This window comes from Longimicrobium sp. (genome assembly GCF_036554565.1).
Classification (GTDB): Bacteria; Gemmatimonadota; Gemmatimonadetes; order Longimicrobiales; family Longimicrobiaceae; genus Longimicrobium.
Genome location: NZ_DATBNB010000488.1, coordinates 1 through 11,090, shown reverse-complemented (window position 1 = coordinate 11,090; position 11,090 = coordinate 1). Strand labels below are relative to the sequence as shown.

The 11,090-nt window shown below is 70.7% G+C and carries 10 protein-coding genes; 5 read left to right on the top strand and 5 right to left on the bottom strand.

Going from position 1 to position 11,090, the window contains the following annotated elements; translation table 11 throughout:
* Positions 1–294: 294 nt before the first annotated feature.
* Complete coding sequence (locus VIB55_RS13375) at positions 295–1,833, bottom strand: PAS domain S-box protein (protein ID WP_331877153.1); 1,539 nt, start codon at positions 1,831–1,833, stop codon at positions 295–297.
* A gap of 261 nt (positions 1,834–2,094) precedes the next feature.
* Here VIB55_RS13375 and bioD point away from each other — a divergent pair, with 261 nt between their 5' ends.
* The 3 genes from bioD to VIB55_RS13360 all read left to right on the top strand — a co-directional run bounded on the left by bioD (position 2,095) and on the right by VIB55_RS13360 (position 3,998).
* Positions 2,095–2,799 carry a dethiobiotin synthase gene (gene bioD / locus VIB55_RS13370; RefSeq protein WP_331877152.1) on the top strand — a complete coding sequence of 235 codons (705 nt, stop codon included), beginning with the start codon at positions 2,095–2,097 and terminating at the stop codon, positions 2,797–2,799.
* A gap of 9 nt (positions 2,800–2,808) precedes the next feature.
* Complete coding sequence (locus VIB55_RS13365) at positions 2,809–3,162, top strand: hypothetical protein (protein ID WP_331877151.1); 354 nt, start codon at positions 2,809–2,811, stop codon at positions 3,160–3,162.
* A 176-nt stretch (positions 3,163–3,338) separates the two neighbouring features.
* Positions 3,339–3,998 carry an HD domain-containing protein gene (locus VIB55_RS13360; protein WP_331877150.1) on the top strand — a complete coding sequence of 220 codons (660 nt, stop codon included), beginning with the start codon at positions 3,339–3,341 and terminating at the stop codon, positions 3,996–3,998.
* 116 nt (positions 3,999–4,114) lie between these two features.
* Here VIB55_RS13360 and VIB55_RS13355 read toward each other — a convergent pair whose 3' ends face one another.
* Positions 4,115–5,521, bottom strand: a complete 1,407-nt coding sequence (locus VIB55_RS13355; RefSeq protein ID WP_331877149.1) for a PhoX family protein — start codon at positions 5,519–5,521, stop codon at positions 4,115–4,117.
* Between the two features lie 104 nt (positions 5,522–5,625).
* Between VIB55_RS13355 and VIB55_RS13350 the strand changes: the two genes are divergently transcribed.
* Both VIB55_RS13350 and VIB55_RS13345 read left to right on the top strand, forming a co-directional pair.
* Positions 5,626–6,474 carry an SDR family oxidoreductase gene (locus VIB55_RS13350; protein WP_331877148.1) on the top strand — a complete coding sequence of 283 codons (849 nt, stop codon included), beginning with the start codon at positions 5,626–5,628 and terminating at the stop codon, positions 6,472–6,474.
* 500 nt (positions 6,475–6,974) lie between these two features.
* The gene (locus VIB55_RS13345) at positions 6,975–8,111 is read left to right on the top strand and encodes an FAD-dependent monooxygenase (protein ID WP_331877147.1); all 1,137 of its coding nucleotides are present in this window, start codon (positions 6,975–6,977) and stop codon (positions 8,109–8,111) included.
* Between the two features lie 615 nt (positions 8,112–8,726).
* Here VIB55_RS13345 and VIB55_RS13340 read toward each other — a convergent pair.
* The 3 genes from VIB55_RS13340 to VIB55_RS13330 all read right to left on the bottom strand — a co-directional run.
* Positions 8,727–9,065 (bottom strand): hypothetical protein, encoded by a 339-nt coding sequence (locus VIB55_RS13340; RefSeq protein WP_331877146.1) that lies wholly within the window; start codon positions 9,063–9,065, stop codon positions 8,727–8,729.
* Positions 9,065–9,724 (bottom strand): hypothetical protein, encoded by a 660-nt coding sequence (locus VIB55_RS13335; protein WP_331877145.1) that lies wholly within the window; start codon positions 9,722–9,724, stop codon positions 9,065–9,067. The genes VIB55_RS13340 and VIB55_RS13335 overlap by 1 nt, the downstream gene beginning before the upstream one ends.
* A 25-nt stretch (positions 9,725–9,749) precedes the next feature.
* The coding region (locus VIB55_RS13330; protein ID WP_331877144.1) for a bifunctional metallophosphatase/5'-nucleotidase at positions 9,750–11,090 on the bottom strand (1,341 nt) is incomplete at its 5' end.

The window sequence follows — 11,090 nt, the reverse complement described above, 5'->3', positions numbered from 1 at the left end:
TCCCCCGCTGCGCAGGGGAGGGGGAGACCTGAAACGCGCTTCGGCTCGCCTCGCGCACTCGACATGAACGAGGGCCGGGGACCGTGCGCTTCGGGTGACGCGGCGCATGCCCCCAGCCGCCCTCTCTCCCCGGCCCTCTCCCCCGCAAGCGGGGGAAAGGGAGAATTCGATCGCGCTCCGGCTGGCCTTTGCGCGCCCGACTGCGCGTGCAGTCCGCGAAGGCGGACTTTGGGCCTTTGTTGCCGCGATTTCAGTCGCCCCAGCAGGGCCGAGGTCTGTGCTTCTGTCCAGCGGTCAGCCGTGGGCGATGGGGAGGCGCAGGGTGAAGCTGCTCCCCTGGCCGGGGGTGCTGGCTACCTGCAGGTCTCCCCCCAGCAGCGTCGCCAGGCGCCGCGCGATGCTCAGCCCCAGCCCGCTGCCGCCCGCCTTGCGGGTCATGGGGTTGGCCGCCTGCCAGAAGGGCTCCCAGATCATCTCGATCTGGTCCGTGTCCAGCCCGATTCCCGTGTCGGACACTTCCACCGCCACCCAAGACGTGTCCCGGCTGAGCGTTACGTCCACCCGCCCCGCTTCCGTGAACTTCACCGCGTTGGAAAGCAGCGCGCGCAGCAGCTCGCGCACACGGCGGCGGTCGGTCTCGGCGACGCACTCCTCGCCCTCGTGCACCTCTACCGTCAGCCCTTTCTGCGTGGCCGCCGGGTTCACCTCGCGCACTGCCTCCGCCGCCACCTCGGCCAGGTTCACCCGGCCCAGCTTCACGCCTTCGCCCCCCGCGTCCAGCCGCGCGTAGCCCAGCACGTCCTCGATCATCCGCAGCAACTGGTGGCCGTTGCTTCGGATGCGCTCCAGGTGGCGCCGCTGCATGTCGCTGAGCGCCGCGGCCTCTTCGCGCAGCAGCTCCGTGTACCCCGTGATGGCGTGAAGCGGCGTCTTGAGCTCGTGCGTCACCACGGCCAGGAAGTGCGTCTTGGCCTGGTTGGCCGCCTCGGCCTCGGCGCGGGCGATGCGCTCACGGAGGAGAAGGGACTCGCGCTCGGCCTCGGCGCGCAGGCGCTCGGTGACGTCCTCGGCAATGCAGTACACGCCGATGTTCTGCCCCTGCACGATGATGGGCACCAGCGTCACCCGCAGGTCCACCCGCTTGCCCACCCGGTGCACCAGCGCGGTCTGCGCATGGCAGGGTTCGCCCTGCGCCGCCTGCTCGAAGAGCGCGCGCATCCGGTCGCGGTCGTCGGGGGCCATCAGCGACCAGAACGAGCGCATCCGCAGGTCTTCGATCTCGTAGCCGGTCAGCGCCTCGGCCGCGGGATTGGCGGTGCGCAGGGTGCCGTCCAGGTCGAACGAGCAGATGGCGTCGGGGTTGTTGTCGAAGAGCGAGCGGTAGCGCTGGCGGCTTTCCTCGTACCGGATCGCCACTTCCTTGCGCTCGGTGAGGTCGCGGGTGATCTGCCCGAACCCGATCAGCCGCGCCGACTGGTCGTGGATGGCCGTGATCACCACGCTCACCCACAGGCGCGAGCCGTCCTGCCGCATCCGCCAGGCGACCGTTTCGCAGCGCCCGTCCGCCGCCGCCTGGTTCAGGTCGCGCTCGGGGGTGCCCGACTCGGCGTCTTCGGGGGGAAAGAAGATGGAGAAGGGGCTCCCCAGCACCTCGGCCTCGCGGTACCCGAACATCCGCTCCGCGCCCTCCGTCCACGTCACCACGCGGCCCTCGGGGCTCAGCATGATGATGGCGTAGTCGGTGACGTTCTCCACCAGCAGACGGTACAGCTCGTCGCGGCCGGGGAGCGCGGGTACGGAAAGCGGCGGTCGGGTGCGCATTCGGTGCGGCATCTAGACGATTCAGGAGGTGCCCATGAACCAGACCGGCGCGCGGGATGATGCAAGGTGCTGGCCGGGGCCGGGAAGCACGCGCCGCGGGACGGTGCGGGGTGTGGCGTGTACGATGCGGACCTCTTGCCGGGGCCTTTCGCGCGGGCGGCGGCGGACCCACCTTTGTGCGAGCTCCATGGGAGCCATCGTCGTACAGATTCGGGTCGGCGGGCGCTCGGCACAAGGCCTTTCCGCACCCGCGCGCACCCGGAGTGAAGACCGATGATCCGGCTGGGGATAACGGGAACGGAAACCAGCGTCGGCAAGACGTACGTGGGCACCGTCCTTCTGGGGCTGATGCGCCGGCGGGGGATGCGCGTGGCCGGCATGAAGCCCATCGAAACGGGGGTCAAGGCCGACGACCCCGCCAGCGACGCCCTGCGCCTTCGCGACGCGGCGGGCGCGGACGACCCCATCGACCTGGTGCGGCCGCTGCTGCTGACCGAGCCCCTGGCCCCGTGGGTGACGCTCTCTCGATCGGGCGGCGTGCTGGACCTGGATGCGCTCGACGTGGCGTACCGCTCCCTTTCCGAGGGGCGCGAGGGGATCGTCGTGGAGGGGGCGGGCGGGCTGCTGGTGCCGCTGACGCGCGACCTGGCCTGGGACGGGCTGTTCGTGGGATGGGACCTGGACCTGGTGATCGTGGCCGGCAACCGCCTGGGCGCGCTGAACCACACCATGCTCACCGTGCGCGCCGCCCACGACGCCGGCCTGCGGGTGCGCGGCGTGGTGCTGAACAACGTGAGCCCCGACCGCCAGGGGATCGCCGAGCGCACCAACCTGGAGGCGCTGGCCGAGCTGCTGGAGCCCATTCCCGTGCTCCCCTTCCCCTGGATTCGCAAGGACCGGCCGCTGGACTACGCGCTGGACATCGCCGACGAGAACGGCTTCGCCACGCTGATCGCCGACCGCTCGCGCCCCGCCTAGAGAGGAACGATGATACGAGGGGCTGCGTCCTTCCTTGCGATCGCACTGCTGTCGGCGTGCGGGAATCCGTTCAACGCGACGGGGCCGGAGGCGGGCGGACGCTGGCGCGCCACGCTGGGCGGGGTGCCCTACGACTCCATCCACCTGGATCTGCAGCAGACCGGGACTCGCCTCACCGGCACGGCCGCCCTGTTCCACGACGACTCGCCCGAGACGCTGGCGGTGGAGGGAACCTGGGATTTCGGCCACGTGCGGATCTTCGCACTCGGGCTGGAGGCCGACGTGGTCGCACCGAAGGAGATGACAGGAACCCTGTTCATGGGCCGGGCCACAGCCCAGCCCGTCGCGTTCCGGCGCCGCTGATCGCCGGCCGCGCGCGACTGGCCGCGGTAACGTCTCATGCAGAGAGCGCGGAGGGAAAAGAGAGGACGCAGAGGGCTGCCGCGGCTCCTCTGCGTCCTCTCCGTTTTCTCTGCGTCCTCGGCGTGAAATGCAGTTCAGATCTGTTTGGGTCCCCCACGAGCGGTGATGAGGCCGAGATGACGATGGAGCCGGGAGAGATCCTCCGGCGGACGGAAGCGTTCGTGCGGGAGCGGATGTCGGGCGAGGGAACGGGCCACGACTGGTGGCACGTGCACCGGGTGCGGCGCGTGGCGCTGCGGCTGGCGGGCGAGGAAGGTGCCGATGCCTACGTCGTGGAACTGGCGGCGCTGCTGCACGACGTGGCCGACCACAAGTTCCACGGCGGCGACGCCAGCGCCGGGCCGCGCGCGGCCCGGGAGTGGCTGTCGGGGCTCGGCGTGGACCCCGAGGTGACGGAGCACGTGGCCACAATCATCGCCGAGCTGTCGTTCAAGGGCGCCGGGGTGACCACGCCCATGAGCTCACCCGAGGGCCGCGTGGTGCAGGACGCGGATCGGCTGGATGCCATCGGCGCCGTGGGCGTGGGGCGGGCGTTCGCGTACGGAGGCAGCCGCGGACGCCCCATGCACGAGCCCGACGCGGCGCCGGAGATGCACGAGAGCTTCGAGCGCTACAAATCCAGCACGGGCCCCACCATCAACCACTTCCACGAAAAGCTGCTGCTGCTCCGCGACCGGATGAACACCCCTTCCGCGCGCCGCATGGCCGAGGGGCGGCACCGGTTCATGGAGCAGTTCCTGGAGCGCTTCCACGCGGAGTGGGACGGGCTGGACTGATCAGCGACGGACTGCAGGGGGTCACGCGGAGGCGCGGAGGTCGCGGAGAACTGCGGAGGCGCGTTCTGTTCCTCCGCGTTCTCCGCGCCTCCGCGTGAGACCTTCTGTTGATCTTCCTACAGTGCCCCGTTCTCCCAGGGCCCCCAGATGGCGTACGTGCCGCCCTGCATGTTCGCCGAGGTGGTGGCGTTGGTGCCGCCCTGGATGTTGAAGAACAGCGTGCGTCCGTTCGGGCTGAAGCACGCACCCGCGGTCTCGGCTGAGGGGCCGTCGGTGTGCACCACGTCGAAGATCTCGCCGTCGGGAGTAAGGCCGCGCAGGAACTGCACGCCCAGCCCGTCCTCGCAGATCACCAGCCCCCCGCGCGGGCTGACGCACAGGTTGTCGGGGCTGTCCAGCACGTCGCGCGACGGCGACTCGAACACCAGCGCCAGCTCTCCGGCGCCGGCCCGGCCCGGCCGGTAGCGCCACACCTGGCCGGCGCCGACGTCACCCCCGGTGGTGGAGTTGAAGTAGATGCTTCCGTCGGCCGCGAAGCACCCCTCCAGCCGCTGGAACGCCGCCCCGCCCCGCGCCCATCCCTGCTGGAACACGGCGGACGAGTTCTCCTCGGCCGCCGCCGGGTCCGGGTCCGGGATGTCTACCCAGCCCGTGCGGTACGCCACGCCCGCCTGCTGGCCGCGGAACGTAAGGTAGTTCGGGCGGTCGACGATGGAGAGCATCTGCAGGCGCCCCGTCCGCAGGTCGCCCGGCGTCGCCGGAACGAAGCGGTAGAAGCCCGCCGCGCGCCCCGCAGGCACGGCGGGGTCGTAGGTGATGTCTTCCGTCAGGTAGACGATGGAGGTTGCGGGATCCACCGCCACCGCCTCGTGAACGAAGCGGCCCATGGCCTTCAGCGGCACCGGCTGCACCTCCGCGTTCGCGCTGGCCGCCACCTCGAAGCAGTAGCCGTGCGGCTGCTCGTACCCGCGCGCCAGGCCCACGGTCGTCTCCTCGCAGGAGATCCACGTGCCCCAGGGCGTGCGGCCGCCGGCGCAGTTGGTGTGCGTTCCGCTGAGGCTGATGAACTCCTGCTCCAGCGCCACCTCGCCGTCCGGCGCCTGCCGAAGCTGCAGGGTGCTGGTGCCGCCGCCCGCCTTGCGGTCGTAGGCGCGCTCGCCCGGGCCCAGCAGCCTGGCCACCGTCCCATTGTCCGACACCTCGTGGTTGCGCACAAGCCGCACGCTGCCGTTTGGCCCGGGGAAGGCGGCCATCCCGTCCACGCCGTACTTGACCGTCAGGTTCGGGTTTACGAGCGACGGCGCCTTGGTCGTGCTGAGCTTTCGGGCCCGGAACCCTTGGGGAATCCACAGCTCCGGGACGTCCGCGCTGCGCACCAGCGGCCCGTAGCCTGGGGTGCGCGGAAGGCCGTTGGTGGCGTGTGAACAGGCGGAAAGGCCCACCAGGCCGGGGGCCATGAGGGCGCCGCCGCCCAGCACGGCGGCGCGGCGGAAGAATTCGCGGCGGTCGAGTTTCTGCGTCATTCGCTGCTTCACTTTGGGTCTGCTGGATGCTCTCTGGAAACTCGCGGCGGTGAGTGCATCCGGCAACCTCGGCGTGGCCGAATCCTGTAACGGACGGAGAACGAATGGCGGGGGAGATGGAGGGGCGGGTGTGCGTGGTTACCGGCGCCACGGCGGGGATCGGCCAGGCGACGGCGGCGGCGCTGGCGGGGATGGGCGCCACCGTCGTCCTCGTCGCGCGCAACGCGGACAAGGCCCGGGCTACGCGCGAGGCAATCGCCCGCGCCGCGGGCCACTCGCGGGTGGAAACGGTGATCGCGGACTTGGGCGTCCAGGCCCAGGTGCGCGCCGCCGCGGCGGAGATCCGCAGCCGCCATCCGGCGATCCACGTGCTCGTGAACAACGCCGCCATCTACACCAAGAAGCGCCAGGTGACGGCGGACGGGATGGAGATGCAGCTGGCCGTCAACCATCTCGCCCCGTTCCTGCTGACCCACCTGCTGCTGGATGCGCTCCGCGCCGGCGCCCCGGCCCGCGTAGTGACGGTGAGCTCGGAGGCGCACCACCACGCCTCGTTCTCGTGGAACGACATCCAGATGCGCCGAAAGTACGGTGCCCTGCGCGCGTATTCGAATGCCAAGCTCTTCAATATCCTTTTCACGCGCGAGCTGGCCCGCCGCGTCCCCGCCGCGGAGGTGACGGCGAACGCCCTGCACCCGGGCGTCGTGGGCACGGCGCTCCTGTTCGGCGGATGGGCCCCGCTGCGCCTGCTGAAGCCTTTCATCCGCACCGCCGAAGAGGGCGCGCGCACGGCCATCTACCTCGCCTCGTCCCCCGACGTGGCGGGCATCACGGGCGAGTACTTCAAGGACGAGAAGCCCAAGCACCCGTCCCGCGCCGCCCAGGACAACGAATCCGCCCGCCGCCTCTGGCAACTCAGCGCGGAACTAACCGGCCTCGCCGCGAGCACCTGAGCCGGCCGCGCACGAACCAGAGGGCCGGCACGGTACTGCTGTGGAGAGAGGAGACAAATCGATCCGCTGGCGGCAGGATTCGGTGCGGTCGGCGGGCGCCCCCCATCCCCAACCCTTCCCCCGCAAACTGCGCGGGGGAAGGGAGCCAGTGTGGTGCGCTCCCCAACCCTCGGCCGCGCACCAGGGCCTGTCATCCTGAGCCCCAAGCGCACCGTACCAGCCTACACACCCTGCCGCGCGGGGCGAAGGATCTAGCCGCGGACGCCTTGGAACTTGGGCGCGGCAGCGGTCACGGTTCCCGGGGCCTCGGACAGCGCGGGTGAGGTGCGCTTCGGCCAGTCTGGAGGGCGTGCAGGTGAAGCGTCAAACCGGCGGCCCTTCCCGTCAGGACATTCCCCACCGCGGATGAGCCGATCTACCTATCACGCGACAGGCGCGGGCCGCGTAGCTTGTCATCCGGAATCCGGCAGGGCTGCAGGCTACAGCGGACGGAGGATGCGATGAGCGACGGCGTGATCGTGATCGGCGGCGGGATCGGCGGGCTGTCTGCGGCGATCGCGCTACGGCGCGCGGGCATCGACGCGCAGGTGTACGAGCGTGCGCCCGAGCTGCGCGAGGTGGGCGCCGGCATCAGCCTGTGGCCGAACGCCACGGCCCAACTCCGCCGCTGGGGACTGCTGGACGAGATCATCCGCCGCGGGCACCCGTACACGCGCGGCGAGGGGCGGGCTGCGGACGGGCGCCTGCTGACCGTGTTCGATGTTCCGGCGATGGACGCGCCGGGCGTGCTGATCCACCGCGCGGACCTTCACTCCGTGCTGCTGGAGGCGCTCCCTTCGTGGGCGGTCAACACGGGCGCCGCGTTCGCACGGTTCCGCGAGACCGCATCGGGTGTGGAGTCCGACTTCGGGGACGCGGGCTCCGTCGCGGGTGCCTGCCTGGTGGGCGCCGACGGCCTGCGCTCCGCCGTCCGCGAGCAGCTGCTGAACGATGGACCGCCCGTCTACCGCGGCTATCCCGTGTGGCGCGGCGTCGCACCCGCGAGGACGGCGGAGTGCGACACGCTGATCGAAACGCTCGGCCGCGGGCAGCGCTTCGGCATCGTGCCCATCGGCGGGGGGCGTGTGGCCTGGTGGGCCACCGCGAATGAGCCCGAGAACGCGCCGGAGGAGGGAGCGGAGCGCAAGGCGAAGCTGCTGCGCATGTTCGGCGGCTGGCACCATCCCATTCCGCAATTGATCGAGGCCACGGCGGACGACGAGATCCTGAAGAACGGCACGTACGAACGTCCGCCCGTCCGCCGCTGGGGACGCGGGCGCGTGACGCTGCTGGGCGACGCGGCGCATCCCACCACGCCCAACCTGGGGCAGGGCGGGTGCATGGCCATCGAGGACGGGGCGGTGCTCGCCTGCTGCCTCGCAAACGCGAGCGATGCCGCGGCGGGGCTGCGCGCGTACGAGGCCCGGCGGTTCCGCCGCACGGCGTGGATCACGCGGCAGTCGCTGGCGTACGGCCGCATCGGGCAGTGGCAGAACGCCGCGGCGGTGCGGCTGCGTGAAACCATGTTCCGCCTGACGCCGCCGTCTGTCACCGAGGCCTCCTTCCGCCGCCTCTTCGCGTTCGACCCGGTGGGGTGAAGGGGGCGCCGCTCCCAGCCCCTCCCCGCACGGTCCCGCTTTGCGGAGAGTGGAAAACGCCACGCGCCACCTTGGTCACACGCCGGATTCTGTCATCCTGAGGCCCAGGCGCGCAAAGCCGACCCGTACACCGGCTTTGGCGGGCCGAAGGATCTTGCGGAGGGCGGGTAACAGCTTGGGCGCGGCAGCGGTCACCGAGCCGTGGGCCTCGGCCCTGGCCGCAGAGCTGTGCGGGCGCGGGTCCCTGCACGGGCGACTGAAGTCGCTGCAACAAACACACGAAGTCCGCCTGCGCGGACTGGCTTGCTCTGGTGTGGGGGAGGCCGAAATGGCGCGTCCGGGCTTCCACGTCAGGTGCGGCGTGTGGGCCAGATCGGTGCACGGCAGTGAGTGTGTGGCGGATCCCTCAGTCGCTGCGGGCAGCGGTGCGCGGGAGGGTTCGCCGTGGCCGCTCCATCGGGATGACATCGCGCATCGGTATGTGCGGCGCGCGTACAGGTAAGCCCCGCGCGGACGCGACAGCGGCCCGTGTCACGGGCTTTTTGTCGTTCTCCCCTCTCCGCACGGGGTTTGTGCGGGGAGGGGCCGGGGGCGGGGCCCCCGTGGATCAGCCCGTCAGCTGCCGCACTTGTGGTCGGCGGTGTAGAGCTTGTGGTCCTTGGGGTCGGCGGGGTTGTAGCACACCTTGTACGTCTTCGCCGGGTCGTACCAGGTGATCTCGTCCATCCTGCGGCTGTGCACGTTGTTCTGCCCGTCGACGAATGCAAAGGTCAGCGTGTGCCCCTCCTCGTTCTCGTCGCCGTTGAACCACGTGGCCGGCGTCGCCACGAACCCGATCGCCGCGGCCTCGGCGGTCTGGCGCCGGCTGGCCGCCTGGTTGTCGCGGAGCACGAAGAACACGATGCCCCCGGTGATGGCTGCCACCAGCCCCAGCACGATCACGTAATTCCTCATCAGTCGCGCACCTCCGTCATCTTCACCCGCGCCGAGTCGATAGCCTTGTCCACCGCCTTGAACAGCTCCGGGTCCTTCTGCTCCACCTCCGCCAGCAGGTGCTTGATGGGATCCACGGCCTGCCGCGAGGCCACCTCGCGCGTGGAGGCGGGAAGCACGTAGGTGATGGAGGTGAACACCATCAACGTCTTCTTCTCTTCCACCTCCAGCAGGCCGCGGCTGTAGAGCCCCCGCTTCATCAGCCCGATGGCGCGCGCGGGGGGATCGTGCGAGTCCTGGCCGATGAACGCCGCGAGCACGGCATCCAGCTCGTTCTCCATCCCCGCCGCCTCCACTAGGTGCGCCTCCAGCGAGCCGTCGGGATAGCTGGCGGAGGCCGTGCCGCGCACCAGGTGCAGCTTCCGCGTCTTGAGCAGCCCGAACAGCGCCTTGCCCTGGCGGATCTCCAGCCGGACGGCGCCCGCGCGCTGCAGCGTCCACACGGCGGCGTGCATGGCCTTTTCCATCAGCGTCTGCGAGTTGACGCGTACGCCGCTGGTGAGGATTTCCTCCTTGCTGGACAGCATCGACGCGTCGGGCACGAACCGGTCGCCGAAGAGCACGACCAGTTCGCTGGGGGAGAACGCTTCGACAGCGGTGGCGGGAGTCGCCTGGCTCACGGATTTCACTCCGGGTGTGGGAATGTCAGGGACGCGCGGCGCCGTTCGCGCCGCGTTCGGTGATGCGGCCTTCCACGGCCGGGCTGATGGGCTGCCCGGCGGCGTAGGCGGCGGCCAGCGCATCGAACGCCATCAGCCTCAGGTCAGGCCCCGGCGGAATGCTCATCACGGCGCGGTTGTGGAAGGAGTAGGTGTCGCCGCCGCCCATCAGGTAGTCGGGAACGGCCACCACGTACACGCGGTTGTCGTCCAGCGGCTCCCATGCGTCGCCCCGCCGGATGTCGACCGAGGTGACGCGCTGCCCCGGCGCGCGCGCGCGGTCGTAGCTGAAGCGCATCCCGGATACCTGCAGAAAGCGCCCCTCGCCCCGTCCACCCGCGACGCCGCGCTCCAGCACGGTTTCTCGCAGGTCGCGCCCACGCAGCCACACCAGCCCCACCCGCGTGGGAAAGCCGAAGGTGCGCGCCAGGTGCTCCCAGCGGATGTCGCCCTGGATGGCGTCGTCGATGCGGATGGCGCCGCCGTTCAGAATGGCGACGTCGGCGGGGATGTCGGGGTAGGCGCGGCGCATCACGTCGGCCAGCCAGTTGCCCCACGCGCTTTCCTCGTTGCGCACCACCTCCTCCGACGCGTCCATCCGCGTGGCGGCGCGGCCGATCACCTGGTCGTAGAAGGGGATCTTGGCGCGCATGCTGTCGGCCCACTTCGCCTGCACCTGGCGCTGGTACGCGGGATCGACGGGCACCGTGGCGTCGAGGACGATGGAGTCGGCGCGCACGGCCGGCGCGCCGCCGCGGCGGCCCAGCACCACCTGCCAGATGCGGCGCGCGTTGCTGTCGCCCTTGGTGATGGCGGCGGTGCTGTCGGTGAGCGGATGGTGGATGAGGAAGTGCTCGTGCCCGCCCGCGATCCACACCAGCTTGGGATGCGCGGCGCGCAGCGCGGCAATCTGCCGGTCCTGCTCCAGGTCCAGGTGCGTCAGTCCGATGATGGCTTCGGCGCCCTGGGACTCCAGCTCGCGGATCTGGCGCTCGGCGACGGCGAGGTACGCGGTGTCCACGGACGCGTACTCGCGGGGCGAGTCCACGAAGGTGAGCGTGAAGATGCCCACGCGCATGCCGCCCGCGTCGATGATGGTGTCGGTGCCCAGGCGCCGGTCGGCCTGGGCATCGCCGGTGTTCAGGCGGACGTTGGCGGCCAGCCAGGGAAAGCGCGACGCGTTGATGGCGCCGGCGAGCATGCCCGGGCGGCGCTCGTCGAACTCGTGGTTGCCGGGCACCGCGATCATCGGCGCGCGGGCGTGCAGGAAGTTCAGCGCGTCGATCATCTGCAGCCCCGCGAAGTACCGGCTTTCCAGCGAGGGTGC

What these genes read in the sequence shown, in the direction of transcription:
- VIB55_RS13375 (WP_331877153.1), bottom strand. Translation starts at nt 1,833, where the DNA reads ATGCCGCACCGAATGCGCACCCGACCGCCGCTTTCCGTACCCGCGCTC.
- bioD (WP_331877152.1), top strand. Translation starts at nt 2,095, where the DNA reads ATGATCCGGCTGGGGATAACGGGAACGGAAACCAGCGTCGGCAAGACG.
- VIB55_RS13365 (WP_331877151.1), top strand. Translation starts at nt 2,809, where the DNA reads ATGATACGAGGGGCTGCGTCCTTCCTTGCGATCGCACTGCTGTCGGCG.
- VIB55_RS13360 (WP_331877150.1), top strand. Translation starts at nt 3,339, where the DNA reads ATGACGATGGAGCCGGGAGAGATCCTCCGGCGGACGGAAGCGTTCGTG.
- VIB55_RS13355 (WP_331877149.1), bottom strand. Translation starts at nt 5,521, where the DNA reads ATGACGCAGAAACTCGACCGCCGCGAATTCTTCCGCCGCGCCGCCGTG.
- VIB55_RS13350 (WP_331877148.1), top strand. Translation starts at nt 5,626, where the DNA reads ATGGCGGGGGAGATGGAGGGGCGGGTGTGCGTGGTTACCGGCGCCACG.
- VIB55_RS13345 (WP_331877147.1), top strand. Translation starts at nt 6,975, where the DNA reads ATGAGCGACGGCGTGATCGTGATCGGCGGCGGGATCGGCGGGCTGTCT.
- VIB55_RS13340 (WP_331877146.1), bottom strand. Translation starts at nt 9,065, where the DNA reads ATGAGGAATTACGTGATCGTGCTGGGGCTGGTGGCAGCCATCACCGGG.